Here is an 18,232-nt window from a genome sequence, read left to right on the forward strand (position 1 = left end):
CTATTCTACTTTTAGCACATAGCCCATTCCAAACTGCGTATGGATGAGCTTCACAGGATAATCCTTATCGATCTTTTTCCGGAGATAGTTTACATACACCTCAATCACATTAGTACCTGTATCAAAGTCGATGTCCCAGACCTGCTCGGCAATTTCCACCTTGGAAATCACACGTCCCTGGTTGCGGATCAGGTACACCAGCAGGTTAAATTCCCGAGCCGTCAGATTGATTTTATTTCCCGAACGATATACGGTTTTTGCATCCAGGGATACTTCGAGGTCGGCAAACTTCAACACCTGAGCCGTATGTGCCACGGCCGAACCGCGTTTGGTAAGCGCACGCACCCTTGCCAGCAATTCCTTGAATTCAAATGGTTTGACAAGGTAATCATCCGCACCGGCATCGAGGCCCGTCACTTTATCGTCCGTAGTTCCCAGGGCAGTGAGCATCAGGATCGGTGTTTCGTTGCCCCGGCTTCTGATTTCACGGCAGAGCTCAATCCCATTGAGTCCGGGAATGATGATGTCGCTGATGATCAGCTGGTAGGTATTATTGCGCGAAAGCTGCCGGCCAATAAGCCCGTCATATGCAATGTCCACTTCGTACCCGTTTTCTTCCAGCCCCTGTTTGAGGGATTGCACGGTCTTTGGCTCGTCTTCGATCAGCAGCAGCTTCATTTGATGGGTAAAAAAAGTTCGGATACTTCCTGCCAGCTGGATACGCGCCGGTACTGGGTGTCTTTCAGATTGTGCGGAGCAGAAAATAGAATACCTTCTCCTGTAAATGCCGCCAGGTTTCTTACATGGTCATCGATCAGGTAGTCGGACTGTATAATGCTCTTGTACCCGCAAAACACGATGTTTGTCCAGGGTATAAAAGAAAAATGCCGGGCCAGCCAGTCAAATTTGTCGCGGAACGAAGCAGGAAATTCCATGCACGCCGTAGCTACAAAAATTTCATAGTAATGTGAGAGCCTGTGAACCGTTTCAACAGCTCCCTCTTTGACGGGTATATCCGCGAAAAAACCCGGCGAGTCCATGATCTTGTGGAGCCGGTTAAGCTGCTTCGGATGCAGCAGTTCGCGCAATGCCCTGGAATAAAGCTGCTGCTCGGTGAGTGTATTCGAAAACTCGTTCAGTATAATATGTACCAGCTTCTGATGCGTATCGGCCAGCACATCGTCCATGTCCAGCGTAAGTCTCAGCATCAGCTAATTTTTCTTTGCGTGTCAAAATTCTCAAGATAATCGTTCACCCTTTTCAGGAACAGCCCGCCCAGTGAGCCGTCCACAACCCGATGGTCATAAGAATGGGAGATAAACATCATGCTCCTGATTCCGATCAGGTCACCCTGCGGCGTTTCAATTACAGCAGGTTTTTTCTTGATCGCGCCAAAAGCCATGATCGCCACCTGCGGCTGCACAATAATGGGCGTTCCCATGAGGTTGGAGAATGCACCGATATTGGAAACCGTATAAGTTCCTCCTGCAACGTCGTCGGCTTTCAGCTTGTTTTCCCGCGCACGCCTTGCCAGGTCATTTACTTTATCTGCCAGCCCGGGCAGGTCGTATTGGTCGGCGCGGTGAATCACCGGCACAATCAGGTTGCCGTCGGGCAGTGCCACCGCCATTCCAATGTTGATATCGTTTTTCCTTATGATTTTATCACCGTCAACAGAGATGTTGATCATCGGATAGTCCCGGATCGCTTTCGCCACCGCTTCAATCAGGATGGGGGTAAATGTAATGCTGCCCCCGGTCTTTTTGCGGTAATCACCTTTAACACTTTCCCGCCAGTTAACAACCGGTGTCATATCCGCCTCGATAAAAGAAGTCACGTGGGCAGAAATGCGCCTCGACTCGGTCATGCGCTGTGAAATCATTTTCCGCATGCGGTCCATCTCAATGATCTCGCTGGATCCGTTGACGGATGTCGCGGGAGCAGGTGCCGGCAGGCTGGCTTTGTTTTTTCGTTCGGCGAGGTAGGCTAAAATGTCGTTCTTCGTCACACGCTCGTCGACGCCCGTACCTGGTATGCCCGCGAGCTCTGCCGTGCTGACATGCTCCTGCCGTGCAATGCTCAGCACAAGCGGTGAGTAAAACGGATTTCCTTCGCCCTGGTTTCGGGGAGTTTCCGCAGGTACTGGGTCTGTTTTGTGATCGAGTGCGCTGGAAAAGCCGCTTTCCAGGTAGGCAACAGATTCGGCTACGGCAAGCTCAGGCTCCGGGCCTTCGTCGGCGGGACTTTCCTCGGGCAGTTCAACCCCATCCTCAACACGGATACGGGCAACTGCGCTGCCAATCGCAACAATGTCATTTTCACGAACCAGCCACTCCGCTATTTCACCGGATACCGGGCAGGGCACCTCCGTATCCACTTTGTCCGTGGCAACTTCGAGAATGGAATCGTCCAATGCAACAGTATCGCCCACACTTTTCAGCAGGTGCAGCACAGTGCATTCCAGAATACTTTCCCCGAGCGGGGGCATAACCATTTCTACTATTTTCATATATCGTACGACGTCCGCAAGCCAGGCTGCTCAGTCTTTTACAGCCAGGTTTGTTTTCAAAATGGTCTTACGCAGCAGATTGAGCGCGTAGGACGATGTAAGTTCTATATTGATTTTCCTGTTGTTTCTCAATGTCAGGAGCTGGGTAAATGTTTCATCGGGTGTGGCACAGGCAATCCAGACGGTACCTACGGGCTTTTCGGGTGTGCCGCCAGTCGGGCCGGCTATGCCGGTGGTGGCAATCGCGTAAGTTGTGTTCAGTACCCGGCGGGCACCTTCGGCCATTTCCCGGGCGGTCTGCTCGCTCACGGCCCCGTACTGTTCCAGTATCTGAGCGGATACGCCCAGCACCGTCGTCTTGATCCGGTTGCTGTAACTTACCACGGAGCCCTCAAAGTATGCCGACGAGCCCGGCACCGCGGTGATCTGGTGTGCCACAAAACCGCCTGTGCAGCTTTCTGCCGTACCCAGGGTAGCACCGGCCTGTAACAGCAGTGTGCCGACGACGGTTTCAAGATCGTCCCCATCATAACCAAAAATATATTCTTCAATCTGCGGTACAAGCAGGTCTACCTGTGCCTGCAACTCCTGCCGTAAAACCACCTCATCCGGCGAAGTACCCGTGAGTCGCAGGCGTACCTGGCCGAAATGCGGAAGATAGGCCAGCTTGATATGCTCCGGCAATGCACTTTCCCATGCAGCAATCGTTTCAGCCAGGAAGCTTTCTCCGATGCCGATGGTTCGCACCGATTTATGAATGATCACCGGCGTGGCAAAGCGTGCTTTGAGCCTGGGCAGAATCTCAAACTCCATGAGGTTTTTCATCTCATACGGAACACCCGGCAGCGACACATACACGACATTTTCATGATCAAACCACATGCCCGGCGCTGTACCCCAGAGATTCGGGACATAGGTTGCATTAAGCGGCAGTGCAGCTTGCTGGATATTCAGGTCGGTCATGGCGCGGCCGCGTTTTTCAAAAAACGAGGTGACGAGTGCCAGTGCATCCTGGTTGATTTCCAGGCTTGTCCCAAAATACGCGCACAAGGTATGCTTGGTAATATCGTCGCGGGTAGGGCCGAGGCCGCCGGTAATTATCACCACATCCACACGCTGGCTCGCTTCTTGCAAAGCGTCGAGAATGTGCTGGCGGTTGTCACCCACAGATGTTTTCCGGATGGGTCGGATGCCAATGTCAGTGAGCTGGGTGCCGATCCACTGCGTATTGGTGTCGGTAATCTGTCCGAAGAGGATTTCGTCCCCGATCGTTAAAACTTCTGCCCTGATGGTAGCTGACATGGTCTTGTATGCGTTGAATGGGACCGATTTTCTCCAAAAATAAGTAAAATTAATCTTTAATGGCTACGTTAAAATTTAGTAATCCAATACAATGAAACACCCTATGAAATCCAGAATAATCGCTTTTTTGATGGTCTTTACCACACTTGCACTTCCTTCCCAGGCCCAGTTCAATCTGGGTAAAGTAGCCGAAGTTTTCGGGGGCAAGAGCCGCGGCCTGAGTGAGAATGAAGTTGTTAAAGGTCTTAAGGAAGCCCTCAATGTAGGAGCTACCAAGGGAGCCACAGAAGCTTCCAGAGTCGATGGGTTCTTTAAAAACGAACTGATTAAAATAGCCGTGCCGCCCGAAGCGCAGAAGGTGGCCGAGACCTTGAGAAAAATGGGACTGGGCGAGCAGGTCGACAAGTTTACACTTTCGCTCAACCGGGCTGCCGAAGATGCGGCCAAAAAGTCAAGGCCCATTTTTGTGAAAGCCATTACTTCCATGACCGTGCCCGACGCACTGGGCATCCTGAAAGGCTCGGACGATGCCGCTACGCAATATTTACGGAAGAGTACCAATGATGAACTGTTCAAAACCTTTTCACCGGTAGTAGACAGTACATTAAAGCTCAACAAAGCAACCGAGTATTATGCAGATATTGTAAAAACCTACAATCAGCTGCCTTTCGTGAAGAAGGTTGATCCGGACCTTAAAAGTTATGCAACACAGAAAACCATCGACGGCTTGTATGTGCTGATTGCTCAGGAGGAGAAAAAAATCCGTGAAGATCCTGTCGCCAGGGTTACCGATACGCTCAAAAAGGTTTTCAGCCAGGCAGGGAAGTAGGGACCATTCTGCGGTCAAATGTTTACTTTTACCGAAAATTCACCTGTTATGAAAAAATCGGAAATACATTTCACCGTTGAACTTGACCAGCAGAGTATACCTGAAAAAATATTCTGGGATGCGACGGACAACCCCAATGAAGGCATCAATGATACCCGTGCCATCGCCATCGCGGTTTGGGATCATTACCATAAAGGAACCCTGAAAATAGACCTCTGGACCAAGGATATGGAGGTTTTCGATATGAAACGGTTTTATATCGAGCTGATGAGCGGCATTGCGGACACGATGCTGACCGCTACCGGGGACAAAGCGATGGCAGAGGCCATCGAGGGAACCTGCGAGATCCTGAGCAAAAAGCTTGACGAGGAAATGAAAGCAGCAAAATAGCTGCAACAAGAAAAAGCCTGACGGTTACCGTCAGGCTTTTTCTTGCTCCATAGCCTCTCGTTCTTTTTTGGAGAGCGAGGCAAAAACGAGATCATACGAGTCTTTTACCCATTGAAAAAGCAGTTCACTGGGAATGCTGCCTGTTACGTACACCGTATTCCAATGTTTTTTATTCATGTGGTAGCCCGGCTGTACGTCGTCATAGGTTGAGCGCAATTCCTCGGCTTTTTCGGGATCACATTTGGCATTGAACTGCATCCGTAATTCGTCCAGGGGTGTCAGCAGGAATACTTTTCCGCCCACTTTAAACACCAGGGTGTCCGGCCCGAAAGGAAGACTTTCCGACGTGCCGGGCAGCGACAGGCAGTACTCGCGCAATGATTCAACATTCATCGCATGATGGCTCTTACAATCATGACAACCAGACAGATCAGGAACATCACGATGGATATCCTGTTGATACCGTGCATCATACGCAGGTTGAAGCTGGTAGGAGCATTAGGATCCGGTTTTCTGAATACCCGCACGAAGTAGTAGAACACATCGCCGAGTTGAAAGTATTTTTTCATAGTATCTTATCTAAGATGATGTTTTTCAAAAGCTTATGCTAAAATCTCCTGCTCGTCCGGCTCAATCCACCGGCCATCCTCACGGATCAGGTCAATCAACTCATCCACTGCCTTACTTGCATGTACCGACCGTTTGATGACCTCCTGGCCGCGATAGAGTGCGATTTTATCTTTGCCCATGCCTACATAGCCGTAGTCGGCATCGGCCATCTCACCCGGGCCGTTGACAATGCAGCCCATAATCCCGATTTTGATACCTTTCAGATGCTCCGTATGCTTGCGGATCATGGCAGTAGTTTCCTGCAGGTCAAAAAGGGTACGGCCGCATGACGGGCAGGAAATATATTCCGTTTTCGACATCCTGGTACGTGCCGCCTGCAGAATACCAAATGCAATGCTATTGAAGCTTGCCGCTGCTTTCAGTCTTTCAGAATGAGCGGCATTTGCTTCAAATTGCTGTATCAGCATCGTTCCGTCGCCAAAGCCGTCCACCAGCAGGCCGCCCAGGTCAGTAGCTGAGTAAAGTGTAAGTTTATCTCCCATATCAGCGGCATAAGGCCGCTCCACAATCACGGGTATTCTGATTCCCATTTCAACCAGCGTGTAAAAGAAGCGTCTCAGCTCAGGCATTGCATGATGGTTATCGGTATATAAAACCAGCACCGCGTGCGCATTGCCTACTATTTTTTCCAGAAATGCCTGGTCAAAATCATGGATACTCCCGCGGACAAAATTGAGTACTCCGGAATATGCTTCGGCATTCAGCCATTCATCTGCCTGGAAAAGCGGAAACTTATTAGACCGGTCCACATGATCAGCCCAGACAGGATAATCAATAATTTCTTTCAGACCATTGGGCAGCATAAAAGGGACCGGTCTGCGGCCGGTATAAATGAAATCGGCTCCCTGGTCGTTCATTGCCCACTTGTCGGGAACAGGCAGGAAAAAGTGCCCGATACTTTTCAGATCGTTCAGGCTTTGTATCTCAATATCAGAATAGTCTGCAATGACACGTGGTACATTCAGATGACCGATATTGTAAACTTCGGATGTATCCCGCCGGGAATACTGAAAAGGATTGATCGGACAATGGCTGATCGGCTGAATCGGCGCGTGCGGCTGGCGGTTTGTATAGCGTTCCACCAGCGCGCGGGCTACCGGTGCCTCATGCTCGGGCGCCTCGGTCAGTGACACGCGTACCGTATCACCCAGGCCGTCTTCAAGCAGGGTGCCTATGCCCACGGCAGATTTAATGCGGCCATCTTCGGCCTCGCCGGCTTCTGTTACGCCCAGGTGCAGCGGATAAGGTTTAAGTCCTTCTTCATCCAGCCGCTGTACCAGCAGGCGGTAGGCTTCCACCATGACCTGCGTGTTGCTGGACTTCATGGAAAGCGCAATATTGTAGTAGTTCAGTTCTTCACAAATTCGCAGAAATTCCAGAGCCGACTCCACCATACCAAGCGGCGTATCGCCATAGCGGCTCAGGATCCGGTCAGAAAGCGAACCGTGGTTGGTACCAATGCGCATTGCCGTACCATATTCCTTGCAGATTTTTACCAAGGGAATAAACTTCTCGCGGATACGTTCGAGCTCGGCAGCGTAGGAGGCATCCGTATAGTCGATCACCTCAAACCGCTTGCGGTCGGCATAGTTGCCCGGGTTGATCCTTACTTTTTCAACAATCCGCGCTGCCAGCTCCGCTGCATTCGGGGTAAAGTGAATGTCGGCAATGAGCGGGACCTGTATACCTGCCTTGCGCAGTCCATTACGGATATTTTCTAGATTTTGTGCCTCTTTTACACTGGGTGCCGTGATGCGCACATACTCACAACCGGACTCCACCATCCTGATCACCTCATCAATGGAGCCCTGGGTATCCATCGTGTCCACCGTGGTCATGGATTGGATACGGATCGGATAATCGGACCCCATCGGAATGCCGCCAATGTTGATCGTGATCGTTTCCCTGCGCTGGTAGGAGGTGAGGCTGGGACAATAAAGATGGGTCTTTTGTTCCGAAAGAATCATTGCAAATTTCTGGGTGTATCGTACCGGTGTATGCCGCAGGTACGGGTTGCGCCGGTACGCAAAGGTCACAAAACTAAAACACAATCGGAATCACAATCGTGCTTTTTAAAGTAGGGTAAAATGTAAAACATCCCGGACGGAGGTACGCCGGGATGTTTGCTTGTATATCTGTAAAAACGATTGTAAAACTTTATTCAACCCTCGTGCCTGAATCCACTGTGATCATGTAGCTTTTACCGCCGGCCCGTTCAATGGCTGCGGCTACTGCACCGGCATTTTCAGGAGCATAGGCAAACATACAGCCGCCACCGCCCGAGCCATTGATTTTTCCGCCCAGGGCACCTGCTGCCAGGGCTGCATCCATCATGCGCTCAATCTTGGGAGTGGACGTGCGTTTGTGGTCGCGGAGGTTTTCATGATGCCTGTAAAGCAATGCGCCGAACTCGCTGTGGAAATCACCTTCGGATGCATGTACGGCATTTTTCAACAACAAATCTTTTCCCGCTACCAATATATCGCGGTCTTCAATGTTGGCTTTCAGCAGGCTGTGGTCGTCTTCGCTCAGGTAACTGCGGTATTCTGCAATTTTTTCAAGGGGTGTTGTAAAAATAGAAAACGCAGAATCGTGCGCTTTTACCCTGGCAATCACGGCCTCCATACCATAGCGGCAACGCGCCAGGATGCCCAGGGTGTCTTTGGGTTCCAGCGAGTCGCCCAGTACAAATGTGCCCAGCGTGGGAGTAAGTGCTTCCACATGGATTTCAGGAGTGGATTCAAGATAGATCACATTCCCGATCGCAGTGGAATAGTTGTCCATCATGCCGCCAGGCTCGCCGAATTCGAGTACCTCGGCAGCATTGGCGATTTCGCCCAGCTCCTTGTCCGAAAAGTAGGCCGGCTTATCACTCATCCGGTCCAGGAAATTGGCCCAGGAAACGATGAGTGCCGATGAGCTCGACGTACCCGAGTTGATCGGGATGTTGCCCTGAATGGTACAGTCGAAGCCTTTTGAAAAAGTAATCCCTCTTCTTTTCAGCACATTGATCGTACTACGGAAGTAGTCCCGCTGTGTGACGTAGGGGAAGGTATTTGTAATGTCAAGTTCAAGTTGCGCACCGAGGTCGGGGAGGCGGAGGATCACGCGGTTGTCACTGCGATAATCTCCCTCCACGCTGATCCTTCTGGAAATGGCAGCCGCGATGACGGGCAATCCAAGGTAATCCTGGTGCTCACCGAACAGGCAAATGCGGCCCGGGGTGGAAATTTTCATGAATTACCAGCTTTTCTTTTTATGGCCGATCAGACCGAAATACAGGATGAATGCATAAAGGGGGATCAAAACCCAGTAAGCTTTTTGTGTGTCGTGGATAGAATCGGCAATGCCTCCGTACACCAGGGGCATGATCGCCCCGCCCGAAATGCCCATAACCAGCAGTGCAGAGGCAATTTTGGTAAACTTCCCGAGTCCGCTCAGTGCCAGCGGCCACAATGCCGGCCAGATCACCGCATTGGCAAAACCAAGGACGGCAATGCACATCACAGAGGTAAAGCCGGTTGTGTTGATTGCAGCAAATGTTACCACAAGGCCGAGTATGGCCGAAAAGATCATGTAGCTCTGCTGGGAAACGTATTTCGGGATCAGGATAATACCGAGTACATACCCGAACATCATACCTCCCAGTGTATATGCACCGAAGAGGCGGGCTTCTTCCTCAGCAATGCCGAGTGAAACGCCATAGTTGATGATCGTATCCGCAGCGATTACTTCCACGCCCACATAAGAAAACAATGCAATCACACCGAGTACTAGGTTCGGGTACTGAAATACACTGGTGCGTTGGGTCGTAAGTGTTCCTGCAGCACCGGCATCATCCTCTTCTTCGCTCACCTCGGTAAGCCCTTTGGACATGCGGATCAGCAAGGCAAGCGCGATCAGAACAACTGTAAGTATAATATAAGGTACCACTACCTTGTTCAGCTCTTCGGCCGGAGTAGCCGCAGCTGCTCCCGCCAGGAGCAGTTTTCCGATGATAATCTGGCTGATGATACCGGCACCTTTGTTGGCCACACCCATGATACTGATGCGCTGGGCAGCACTTTCGCGCGGGCCGAGGATGGTTGCATACGGATTGGAAGCAGTCTGAAGTACTGTTAAGCCGATGCCGATCGTGAACAGTCCAACCAGGAACAGCGGGTAGGAGGCCATTTCGGCTGCGGGGATAAAGATGAGCGTGCCCACCGCCATGACCATGAGGGCCAGTGACATCCCGTTTTTAAACCCTGTTTTTTTTAACACCATAGAACATGGGATCGCCATCACCGTGTACGAAATGAAAAATGCGAAGGTGACCAGGTAAGAGCTGGTATTGTCAAGCGAAAATGCTTTTTTGAAGAAAGTAATGAGTGTTCCGTTTACCCAGGTAACGAATCCCATTACAAAAAATAAAACGCCGATGATTAAGAGGGGGGCCAGATAACTTTTCTTGTTATTCATTTAGGTGTTAATTAATTGTTGGATCAGGGTTTAAAATATGTGAGACAATAGATTTCATAATACCGGATTACTACGCATGCAGGCCGAAAATGCGGCGGTTGGTCTGCCATTTTCCTCTCGTAAAGTCGGGTATCTCCACGGGAGCACCTCCGAGGGATGCGGATCGTTGGGAAAGTGGTTTTATGGCATTCCAGGCAGCAGCGTCATAAACATCCAGCTGCGGAGCCGAGCTGGTCCTGACACACGCAATGAAGCTGGACATCATGGCGTAGTCTGCATCGGCCTGCGCATGTGCTCCGGACCATTTGTTCCAAAGCGGATGCCGGTGTTTTTCCAGATGTAAGCCGTCGGATTCGGGCGTATACTGGTTTGAAACGCCTTCCAGGTAGATGGAGCCAGCGGCACTATTCCAAATGCCTGCGGTACCCTGAGCACGGTAGGTGAGTGGCTTTCCGGCTATTTCCTCGTGGTTAAGGATAATACTAGTCTCATCGTAGCAGCTGATCACTGCATCGGGCGATGCTGCCGGACCGGTAGCGATCAGGTAGGCGAAATTATTGCCTCGATTGATATCCAGCCACTGTGACACGGGCCCCAGTCCGTGCTGCGGGTACGATTCGTTGCGGAAACCACAATGCACATACGTCATTTTACCAAAACTGCCTGAACGTACCATGCCGAGCACAGCCATAAGATCGGACCGGAAACTGGCATTGTCGAGTACCATCAGGTGAGCACCGGTGCGTTCGAAAGTATCCACAAGCGACCAGCATTGTTCCAGGGAAGCGATCCCGGAAATGGGCGCAGCTACGTACTTGCCAGCCTGCATTCCTGCCAAGGCCATCGGTATATGCCAGCGGTCCGGGGTTGCAATGATCAGCGCGTCTACATCATTCCGGCTGGCGATACTTATAAAGTCTTCCTCATTACGGTAAAGCGCGGGAGCGGCCTTGCCGGCTTCCCGGATCTGCCGGGCTGCCGCAGCCAGTGCCCCGGGATGGATATCGCAGATTGCAGTAACTTCCACATCCTGGTGCAGCAAGGCGTTGCTGAGCAGGGTGCGGCCATATTCGCCTGCACCTGCCAGGCCCAGCCTGATGCGCTGGCCTGTTTTTTGATCGAACAAGAATAAATCGGGGATGATGGCTGTCGCAGAACCTGCCAGTGCCGCTTTATGAATAAAATCGCGTCTGTCCATACCTTTTGAAGGTTTGTGTTAGTAGAAAAGCCTCTGATTTATCATTGTCCAAGTTCGCAATTTACAAGCATTAAGCTAATTTTTAATTTTTTTAATAACTAAATCAAACCTGTACAAATGATTTCTGAGGGAGTTTGAACAAAAAGATTTTGCCAGGCGTTACACCCAAGCAAGTTACTCCCGGGAGCGTTTCATGCAGGCTCGAAGCCTTAAATGTGTTGGACACATACTTTGTTACGACATTTAGGGTATTTAACATTTAAAGCGGCTAACAACTATGGCGCAAAAAGTGGCAGTGTTCCGGAAGGAACACTTCAATGCGGCTCATCGTCTTCACAATCCGGAGTGGACTCCCGAGCGGAATGAGGAAGTTTTCGGTAAATGCAATAACCCTAACTATCACGGCCATAATTATGAGCTGATCGTCCAGGTGACGGGAGAAGTGAATCCGGAAACGGGGTATGTGGTTGATATGAAGGTACTCGGCCAGCTGATCAAGGAACATGTACTGGATCGTTTTGACCACCGGAACCTGAATCTCGATGTACCTGAATTCAAGTCCCTTAATCCGTCGGCAGAACATATTGCCATCGTTATTCACTCCATACTCAGGCCCAGGATCGATGCGGCACTCGCCGTGAAAATCAGATTATATGAAACAGAACGGAACTTTGTCGAATATCCCGTCGAATGAAATGATGGATATAGAGGAAATTGGCGACGATCACCTGATGATGTCAGTGGAGACGCCCCTTCGGGAAGACGCTTTTGCCATGGAGGACGAAACGAAAATCGAGCTTATCGAGAAGCATTTCCGTCATATTATGGAAATTATGGGTCTGGATCTGAATGACGACAGTCTGAAAGGTACCCCCAAGCGTGTGGCAAAAATGTACATCAATGAGGTTTTCAGCGGATTGGATCCGAAAAACAAGCCTTCGATTACATTATTTGACAACAAGTACAACTACGATCAGATGCTCGTAGAGAAGGATATTACGGTTTTTTCAAATTGTGAACACCACTTTGTGCCCATTTACGGAAAAGCCCATGTAGCCTATATTTCTTCGGGCAAAGTGATCGGACTTTCCAAGCTCAACCGCATTGTGGAATATTTTTCCAGACGTCCGCAGGTACAGGAAAGGCTTACGGTCCAGATTGCAACCGAGCTCAAAAAGGCGCTTGGAACAGAAGATGTTGCAGTGGTGATTGACGCTCAGCATATGTGCGTCCAGTCGAGGGGTATCCGCGATTCGGGGAGCTCTACCGTCACAGCTTATTACGGCGGGAAGTTTGAGCAGGAAATGACGAAGCGGGAGTTTCTGGGGTATCTGGGGAAGTAGTAAAGGAAATTTGTTTTGGTCAGGTGTGGTCAGAGATTGTCAGGTATGGTCAGAGATTGTCAGGTATGGTCAGAGATTGTCAGGTATGGTAAAGAGTGGTCAGGTAGTTGTGAAAACTTTCAAACTGTAGAAGACAACGCCTGACCACTCTTGACCATACCTAACCACACCTGACCATCTCTGACTAAAACCTTCCTACACCATCGGCCCGACTCTTTCCAGCAATGCTTTTGTTGCCTTAATACCGTCGTACTCTGAAAGCTTGCTTCCTTCGTACTCAATACCGGCAATGCCTTTAAAGCCGCTCGCTTTTACGATTTTCAGGATTTTGGCGTAGTCTGTTTCAACACAGTTTCCTTTTTCGTCAAAGTCATACGTTTTGGCACTCACGCCTTTTGCAAACGGCATCAGCTCCTGAGTACCCTGGTACCTGTCATACGACTCAGCACAGCCGGTGCTGTTCCTTACAATACAGAAGTTTCCGAAATCGGGCAGGGTACCTACATTTTTGAGGTTCACCTGCTTCATCACGCCCGAAAGCCATTTTCCATTGGAAGATGAACCTCCGTGGTTTTCCACGATCACGTTAATGCCCGTTTTGGCGGCAAATTCACCGAGTTTACCCAGGCCGTCTACTGCTGCTTTTGCAATCTCTTCGTCAGAACCTTTACCAAATGCATTGACCCGGATGGTTTTGCAGCCCAGGTACTTGGCAGCTTCCACCCATTTGTAGTGATTTTCCACAGCCTTGTTGCGTACGGCTGCATCCAGCTCACCCAGTCCGCCTTCACCGTCGATCATGATCAGGTGTGCGGTGACACCGTTGTCCTTTTGTCTTTTTATCAAATCATTGAGGTACGTCTTGTTCTCGGCTTTGTCTTTGAAAAACTGGTTGACATACTCTACGATGGAGATGCCGAATTCCTTTTTAGCAAGCGCAGGAAAGTCTAGGTTATCCAGTTTTTTGGCAAAAAGCTCCTTGTGGAGCGACCACTCGGCCAGGGAAATGTCAAACCATAGTTTTTGAGGAGCAGCTTCTGCAAAGAGGTCGGTGAGGGTAGCGGCCGCCAGGGAGGCTGCGCCCGCTTTTTTCAGGAAATCGCGTCGGGAAAAATACATTGGGGTTAGAATTTAGATTGATAATTATTCTTGAATATTGATTTTCGCCTCGTGGTAAAGCTTCTCATTTTTGGTGAGGTTGGCTGCATCCCATTCAATGTCCTGCACAAATTCGTGCTGGCGTACCGGGCAGTCGGGAATGCGGCAAAAGTAACAACATTGGTACAGGCAAGGGTCGGCATGCACGAATATTTCTGTTTCCCCTACGAAACTCCCTTTTAAAATGTCCTCAAAGTTGTGGATTGTTTCATGAACCTTCTGCAACTCCCAGTAGTAAGGCATGGTCACATGGCAGTCAATATGCATGTCGGAGCCGTACTGCTGTACCCTCAGGTTATGCACATCAATCCAATCAGGTTTTTTGTTGGCTTTCAATGTCTTCACAACTGTATCAAGCAGGTTTTCGTCACTGGCATCCATAAGTCCGGCTACCGACTTGCTGACGAGCTGCGAACCATTATATGTCAGGAAAATACCAAAAAGGAGCGACGCTGCACTGTCAATCCAGGTATAGCCTGTAAGAATAATGAGCCCCACGCTGAGCACCAGCACAAGGCTGCTCACACTATCGGACATCAGGTGGCGGCCGTCGGCGACCAGGGCCAGGGAGTTTACCTTTTTACCTTCGGAGAGCAGCTTGTACCCGATGGCCGTATTGACGAGGATTGTGAATGCAATGAAAATAGAACCTTCGGCCAGGTTTTGAATGGGGGCAGGCTCTGCCAGTCTCTTGATCGCTTCAATCACGATAAACAGTGCTGCGATCACGATTAATGCGCCTTCAAAGCCTGCCGAGAAAAACTCGACCTTACCGTGGCCGTAGGGGTGGTTGCGGTCTTTGGGCTGCGCGGAAAGGTAAATGCTGTAAAATGCGAATCCGCTGGCGATCACATTGATAATCGATTCCAGCGCGTCGCTCAGGATGGCATTGGAAGAAGTTATATAGTACGCAAAAAACTTCAAGCCCGTCAGTAGCACACTGGCTACAAAAGACAACAGTATAAGACGTTGTTTTAGCTTATTTTGGTTTATTTGCATCTGAGTGCTTCGAGTCTGATTTCAAAAATAGAAAGAAAATGCGGGTTGTGTCCACTGAAAATAACTGGAAAACGCTGTCTGCCGAGACGGTCTACGAAAATGCATGGCTCGAACTGAGTCATCGTGACGTCATTAATCCGTCGGGCAATAAAGGAATTTACGGGTTGGTAAGGTTTAAAAATCAGGCCATTGGCGTGATCCCGATTGATGCGGAAGGGAATGTGTACCTGGTGGGTCAGTTCCGCTACGCGATCGACGAATATTCATGGGAAATTCCTGAGGGCGGCGGTTTGCTCGGGACAGATCCGCTTCTTGCCGCGAAGCGCGAGCTCAAAGAAGAAACCGGACTGCTGGCAGAAACCTGGACCAAACTGGCGCGCATTCATACCTCCAATTCAGCCACAAATGAAGAGGGATTCCTGTATATCGCAGAAGGCCTGACGCAGGCCGAAGCAGAGCCGGAAGAAACCGAAGTGCTCCAGATTGAGAAAGTACCGCTCGCAAAAGCCGTGGAAATGGTGATGCGCTCGGAAATTACGGATTCACTGTCGGTATGTGCAATCCTGATGACTGCGAGACTGAAAGGGATCTGATATGTTTGAATCTCTTTTTTATGGCATCCTGACGGGCATTGCACTCTGTCTGACTTTCGGTACCGTTTTTTTTTCATTGGTACAAAACAGTGTCGATAATGGTTACCAGGCGGGGATCAAGATCGCTTTCGGGGTGTTTGTCTGCGACCTGATCTTTGTGTTTTTTGCCATTTTTGGTACCACGCTGCTGCCCGACATACCCGATTTTAAGAAATGGATGGCGGGTGCAGGCGTGATTTTTCTCTTCATTCTCGGTCTCAACAATGTCATTCGCGGGCAGCCGCAGATCGCGTATCCCAAAACTCAGCTGGGCAGCCTGGTTTACTATTTTACCACGGGGTTTCTGCTCAATGGTTTGAATCCGGTGAACTTCATCAGCTGGGTGACAATAGCATCCTACATCCGCACGAACCTGCATTACAACTACAATCAGGTGCTGATCTTTTTCGGGGCGAGTGTCGTAGCGGTTTTTCTGGTCGAGTGCGGCATTGCTTTTTTTGCCCACCGGCTCAAACGCATCTTCACACCGCGTGTGGTAACTATATTCAACAAAGTGACCGGGATTGTGTTCATGCTGATTGCATGTCAGATCGCCTATGTGAACTTTATCAAATAGCGGAAGCAGCCTGCCGGCCTGTTTTAATAAGCAGGTTTATCCCTATTTAACAACCGGAAAAGCGACGATCCTGACTTTGGTAAAACCATAGGGTACCAGCGTGATGGTTTCCACTTCCGGGCTTACTGCTCCCTTGTAAATACCTTCGCGATCTGTCACCGGCTGATAAGCTACGCCGGCGACGGCTTTCCAGGCGGGGATTTTTCTGGCGGATGCCGTAATTTCAATGGGTGCATGGGCCAGGTTCCATACGAAGTTCTTCCCTACAGGTTTTACTGTCCTGACCGTAAGGCTGGATGCCGGATTGGCGACGACCTGTTGCAAAAGCCCATAGTTCCAGTCTGTTTTCGGATACACACTGAAATATTCTCCTTCGTCCTCCTGCACCGCCTTTTCCCACTTTTCTTCGAGCTTCAATGCATATACCAGCGGACCGCGCTCGATTGTTCTTGAATTACGTCCCCAGTTGGACGTCGAAACTTCCATAGGCAGGCTCAGCGTGACGCGGTCGCCATTTTTCCAGGTCATTTTAAGTGTTGCGATCTGGCCGCCGGTCACCGACTGCACTTTTTTACCATTTAACAAAATAGCAGCTTCCCTGCACCAGGCCGGAATGCGCAGCTGCAATGGAAATGCAACGTCCCTGCTTGTTTTCAACTCAAAGTGAATCTGGTCGTCAAAGGGAAAGTTGGTGATTTCTGAAATGGTCACGGGTGTTTGTGACTCACCCACTTTGGCCGTAACCACGTTGGGGCTATATTCCAGCGCGGCCAGGCCATGGTCCGGTGCCGCATACCAGAGGTGGCTGGCGAATTTGGTCCAGCTTTGGTGCATATTGGCCAGGCAGCAGGTATAGCCGCTCCGCATACCCAGTACATTGTTCATCTCACGGTCAAAAGGGAGCGAAAAGTCAAATACCCCCCGGCTGATCTGCACCTGGTTGGCAATCTGAAAATACTGCTTGTTATTGTAATCATCCGTCGTTTGGGTAGGGAGTGCATTGAAGGTCATTCTTTCAAGCGCATCCATATAATATACATTACCGGTGATCGCAATGATTTCTTCCAGCGAATACATCGCCTCCGCAATCGCACACAGCTCGGTACCCTGCGTAGGTGCATTTCCGTGCAGGTCTTCGTCTCCTGAAAATACGCCCATGGGAAGTCCATGCAGGTTCATAATATCGCTGAAACCGGTTTTCAGATCATTCAGGTACTTTTGATCACTGGTACGCTGGTAGTTAATAGCCGGGGATTTCAGGGCCATACCCACATTCACCGCATGCCGCTGCATCCAATGATCCTTGTTTTGCTGGGCGGCAGCATTCATCACCCAGCTGCGTCCGCCCAGCAGACTGCTCCATGGAAAAGCCTGGGACTCGATGAGGGAAGCCAGTTCCAGCAAAAATTTATCCTTTGTAAAGCCATACAGCCACTGTGCCATCATCACGTTATCGGCCCCGCGGGATTGCGCCCACTCCGTCCATTTGCCGAGCGGACAATTCTTCAGCGCAGCGGCCTGGTATTGGAAGTACCGGGTCATAAACGGAATCACCCGGTTGTCGCCGGTAGCCTCATAGTACTGCCGGAGCACTTTGAGCATCACCATTTTGGGCCACCAGTCCTCACCGGCGCTGCAATTTTCCGGGGTAATCTGCGTGCCTTTTTCACGCTCATCTTTGGTAAGCGGACCAAAATACCCCGATGGTCGCTGGTGGTCGATGGTCCAGTTGATGTATGCTGCTACTTTGCTTTTTAAGGCGGGATCATCCAGGAGGTAGGCGAGGGGAACAGCGCCGTCGAGCCAGTAGGGGGTTTCTTCCCAGCCATCGCCTTTGCCGCCCAACCAGCCATTGTCATTTTTTACTTTGGCATACACTTCATCCAGGTGCCCGGTGGTGCCATTGCGCATGGTGAGCAGCTGGTCACGTAGCCAGCCCTCGGGTCTGATAGCACCGAGCGGCAGCGACTGGTAAGGCTGAGAGGCGAGCTCCTGAGCCGACAATTGAAAATTAAAAATCAGCAACGCTGCCGAAGACATCGCCAGTACCCGAAATCTGATCCCGCTGAAAGTTTGCATTGAATGCGTTTTTACAGAAAAACAACTTTACCCCAGCAGAAAAAGAGGACTTGCGGTGCTTCTACCTATGCGGACAATGCGCTGGTTTGATTAAAGGTGTATTTTGGCTGGAAAATGAGAACAGA

General features: G+C 50.2%; 19 protein-coding genes. 6 read left to right on the forward strand and 13 right to left on the reverse strand.

Translation table 11 applies throughout. From position 1 onward, the window contains the following. The 4 genes from HWI92_RS03175 to HWI92_RS03190 are packed head-to-tail and all read right to left on the reverse strand — an operon-like array spanning position 1 to position 3,811. Positions 1 to 678 (reverse strand): response regulator transcription factor, encoded by a 678-nt coding sequence (locus HWI92_RS03175; RefSeq protein ID WP_204660751.1) that lies wholly within the window; start codon positions 676 to 678, stop codon positions 1 to 3. Further along, positions 675 to 1,208: a 5' nucleotidase, NT5C type gene (locus tag HWI92_RS03180; RefSeq protein WP_204660752.1), complete on the reverse strand. Its 534-nt coding sequence runs from the start codon at positions 1,206 to 1,208 to the stop codon at positions 675 to 677. Before HWI92_RS03180 ends, HWI92_RS03175 begins: the two co-directional genes overlap by 4 nt. Next, positions 1,208 to 2,509 (reverse strand): dihydrolipoamide acetyltransferase family protein, encoded by a 1,302-nt coding sequence (locus tag HWI92_RS03185; protein WP_204660753.1) that lies wholly within the window; start codon positions 2,507 to 2,509, stop codon positions 1,208 to 1,210. The genes HWI92_RS03180 and HWI92_RS03185 overlap by 1 nt, the downstream gene beginning before the upstream one ends. Positions 2,510 to 2,539: 30 nt before the next feature. Then, positions 2,540 to 3,811 (reverse strand): competence/damage-inducible protein A, encoded by a 1,272-nt coding sequence (locus tag HWI92_RS03190; protein ID WP_204660754.1) that lies wholly within the window; start codon positions 3,809 to 3,811, stop codon positions 2,540 to 2,542. A 103-nt stretch (positions 3,812 to 3,914) separates the two neighbouring features. On the opposite strand from HWI92_RS03190, the gene HWI92_RS03195 reads away from it, so the two are divergent. Both HWI92_RS03195 and gldC read left to right on the forward strand, forming a co-directional pair. Next, positions 3,915 to 4,640, forward strand: coding sequence for a DUF4197 domain-containing protein (locus HWI92_RS03195; protein ID WP_204660755.1), 726 nt, complete (start codon positions 3,915 to 3,917; stop codon positions 4,638 to 4,640). Positions 4,641 to 4,688: 48 nt separating this feature from the next. Then, positions 4,689 to 5,030 carry a gliding motility protein GldC gene (gldC, locus tag HWI92_RS03200; RefSeq protein ID WP_204660756.1) on the forward strand — a complete coding sequence of 114 codons (342 nt, stop codon included), beginning with the start codon at positions 4,689 to 4,691 and terminating at the stop codon, positions 5,028 to 5,030. A gap of 30 nt (positions 5,031 to 5,060) precedes the next feature. On the opposite strand, the gene HWI92_RS03205 is transcribed toward gldC, so the two are convergent. From HWI92_RS03205 to HWI92_RS03230, 6 genes are all read right to left on the reverse strand, one after another. Continuing rightward, positions 5,061 to 5,423 carry an MmcQ/YjbR family DNA-binding protein gene (locus HWI92_RS03205; RefSeq protein WP_204660757.1) on the reverse strand — a complete coding sequence of 121 codons (363 nt, stop codon included), beginning with the start codon at positions 5,421 to 5,423 and terminating at the stop codon, positions 5,061 to 5,063. Then, positions 5,420 to 5,599, reverse strand: coding sequence for a DUF6728 family protein (locus HWI92_RS03210; RefSeq protein WP_204660758.1), 180 nt, complete (start codon positions 5,597 to 5,599; stop codon positions 5,420 to 5,422). The genes HWI92_RS03205 and HWI92_RS03210 overlap by 4 nt, the downstream gene beginning before the upstream one ends. 33 nt (positions 5,600 to 5,632) lie before the next feature. Further along, complete coding sequence (ispG, locus tag HWI92_RS03215) at positions 5,633 to 7,627, reverse strand: (E)-4-hydroxy-3-methylbut-2-enyl-diphosphate synthase (protein WP_204660759.1); 1,995 nt, start codon at positions 7,625 to 7,627, stop codon at positions 5,633 to 5,635. Positions 7,628 to 7,817: 190 nt separating this feature from the next. After that, a complete protein-coding gene (locus HWI92_RS03220) occupies positions 7,818 to 8,897 on the reverse strand; it encodes a mevalonate kinase family protein (protein WP_204660760.1) in 1,080 nt (359 codons plus the stop codon). Positions 8,898 to 8,900: 3 nt separating this feature from the next. Continuing rightward, the gene (locus tag HWI92_RS03225) at positions 8,901 to 10,121 is read right to left on the reverse strand and encodes a sugar MFS transporter (protein WP_204660761.1); all 1,221 of its coding nucleotides are present in this window, start codon (positions 10,119 to 10,121) and stop codon (positions 8,901 to 8,903) included. Between the two features lie 70 nt (positions 10,122 to 10,191). Further along, positions 10,192 to 11,319, reverse strand: a complete 1,128-nt coding sequence (locus tag HWI92_RS03230; protein WP_204660762.1) for a Gfo/Idh/MocA family protein — start codon at positions 11,317 to 11,319, stop codon at positions 10,192 to 10,194. A 277-nt stretch (positions 11,320 to 11,596) separates the two neighbouring features. Here HWI92_RS03230 and HWI92_RS03235 point away from each other — a divergent pair, with 277 nt between their 5' ends. Together HWI92_RS03235 and folE are read left to right on the forward strand one after the other, a co-directional pair. Continuing rightward, positions 11,597 to 12,013: a 6-pyruvoyl trahydropterin synthase family protein gene (locus tag HWI92_RS03235; protein ID WP_204660763.1), complete on the forward strand. Its 417-nt coding sequence runs from the start codon at positions 11,597 to 11,599 to the stop codon at positions 12,011 to 12,013. Continuing rightward, a complete protein-coding gene (folE, locus tag HWI92_RS03240) occupies positions 11,973 to 12,662 on the forward strand; it encodes a GTP cyclohydrolase I FolE (protein ID WP_204660764.1) in 690 nt (229 codons plus the stop codon). The genes HWI92_RS03235 and folE overlap by 41 nt, the downstream gene beginning before the upstream one ends. Positions 12,663 to 12,857: 195 nt before the next feature. On the opposite strand, the gene HWI92_RS03245 is transcribed toward folE, so the two are convergent. Both HWI92_RS03245 and HWI92_RS03250 read right to left on the reverse strand, forming a co-directional pair. Continuing rightward, positions 12,858 to 13,781 (reverse strand): sugar phosphate isomerase/epimerase family protein, encoded by a 924-nt coding sequence (locus HWI92_RS03245; RefSeq protein ID WP_204660765.1) that lies wholly within the window; start codon positions 13,779 to 13,781, stop codon positions 12,858 to 12,860. Between the two features lie 24 nt (positions 13,782 to 13,805). After that, positions 13,806 to 14,819: a cation diffusion facilitator family transporter gene (locus HWI92_RS03250; protein ID WP_204660766.1), complete on the reverse strand. Its 1,014-nt coding sequence runs from the start codon at positions 14,817 to 14,819 to the stop codon at positions 13,806 to 13,808. Positions 14,820 to 14,857: 38 nt separating this feature from the next. On the opposite strand from HWI92_RS03250, the gene HWI92_RS03255 reads away from it, so the two are divergent. Continuing rightward, positions 14,858 to 15,412: an NUDIX domain-containing protein gene (locus HWI92_RS03255; RefSeq protein ID WP_204660767.1), complete on the forward strand. Its 555-nt coding sequence runs from the start codon at positions 14,858 to 14,860 to the stop codon at positions 15,410 to 15,412. Between the two features lies 1 nt (position 15,413). Then, entirely contained in the window at positions 15,414 to 16,028 is a 615-nt protein-coding gene (locus HWI92_RS03260; protein WP_204660768.1) for a LysE family translocator, read from the forward strand. A gap of 42 nt (positions 16,029 to 16,070) precedes the next feature. On the opposite strand, the gene HWI92_RS03265 is transcribed toward HWI92_RS03260, so the two are convergent. Then, positions 16,071 to 18,107, reverse strand: coding sequence for a beta-L-arabinofuranosidase domain-containing protein (locus HWI92_RS03265; RefSeq protein ID WP_204660769.1), 2,037 nt, complete (start codon positions 18,105 to 18,107; stop codon positions 16,071 to 16,073). Positions 18,108 to 18,232 lie beyond the last annotated feature (125 nt).

Origin of the sequence: Dyadobacter sandarakinus, assembly GCF_016894445.1 — a bacterium.
GTDB lineage: Bacteria > Bacteroidota > Bacteroidia > Cytophagales > Spirosomataceae > Dyadobacter > Dyadobacter sandarakinus.

Bases quoted from the DNA above. Each gene is read 5' to 3' on its own strand.
- HWI92_RS03220 (WP_204660760.1), bottom strand. From the start codon at position 8,897: ATGAAAATTTCCACCCCGGGCCGCATTTGCCTGTTCGGTGAGCACCAG.
- HWI92_RS03195 (WP_204660755.1), top strand. From the start codon at position 3,915: ATGAAATCCAGAATAATCGCTTTTTTGATGGTCTTTACCACACTTGCA.
- gldC (WP_204660756.1), top strand. From the start codon at position 4,689: ATGAAAAAATCGGAAATACATTTCACCGTTGAACTTGACCAGCAGAGT.
- HWI92_RS03265 (WP_204660769.1), bottom strand. From the start codon at position 18,107: ATGCAAACTTTCAGCGGGATCAGATTTCGGGTACTGGCGATGTCTTCG.
- HWI92_RS03210 (WP_204660758.1), bottom strand. From the start codon at position 5,599: ATGAAAAAATACTTTCAACTCGGCGATGTGTTCTACTACTTCGTGCGG.
- HWI92_RS03185 (WP_204660753.1), bottom strand. From the start codon at position 2,509: ATGAAAATAGTAGAAATGGTTATGCCCCCGCTCGGGGAAAGTATTCTG.
- HWI92_RS03205 (WP_204660757.1), bottom strand. From the start codon at position 5,423: ATGAATGTTGAATCATTGCGCGAGTACTGCCTGTCGCTGCCCGGCACG.
- folE (WP_204660764.1), top strand. From the start codon at position 11,973: ATGAAACAGAACGGAACTTTGTCGAATATCCCGTCGAATGAAATGATG.
- HWI92_RS03190 (WP_204660754.1), bottom strand. From the start codon at position 3,811: ATGTCAGCTACCATCAGGGCAGAAGTTTTAACGATCGGGGACGAAATC.
- HWI92_RS03235 (WP_204660763.1), top strand. From the start codon at position 11,597: ATGGCGCAAAAAGTGGCAGTGTTCCGGAAGGAACACTTCAATGCGGCT.
- HWI92_RS03260 (WP_204660768.1), top strand. From the start codon at position 15,414: ATGTTTGAATCTCTTTTTTATGGCATCCTGACGGGCATTGCACTCTGT.
- HWI92_RS03175 (WP_204660751.1), bottom strand. From the start codon at position 678: ATGAAGCTGCTGCTGATCGAAGACGAGCCAAAGACCGTGCAATCCCTC.
- HWI92_RS03180 (WP_204660752.1), bottom strand. From the start codon at position 1,208: ATGCTGAGACTTACGCTGGACATGGACGATGTGCTGGCCGATACGCAT.
- HWI92_RS03230 (WP_204660762.1), bottom strand. From the start codon at position 11,319: ATGGACAGACGCGATTTTATTCATAAAGCGGCACTGGCAGGTTCTGCG.
- HWI92_RS03250 (WP_204660766.1), bottom strand. From the start codon at position 14,819: ATGCAAATAAACCAAAATAAGCTAAAACAACGTCTTATACTGTTGTCT.
- HWI92_RS03255 (WP_204660767.1), top strand. From the start codon at position 14,858: ATGCGGGTTGTGTCCACTGAAAATAACTGGAAAACGCTGTCTGCCGAG.
- HWI92_RS03245 (WP_204660765.1), bottom strand. From the start codon at position 13,781: ATGTATTTTTCCCGACGCGATTTCCTGAAAAAAGCGGGCGCAGCCTCC.
- HWI92_RS03225 (WP_204660761.1), bottom strand. From the start codon at position 10,121: ATGAATAACAAGAAAAGTTATCTGGCCCCCCTCTTAATCATCGGCGTT.
- ispG (WP_204660759.1), bottom strand. From the start codon at position 7,627: ATGATTCTTTCGGAACAAAAGACCCATCTTTATTGTCCCAGCCTCACC.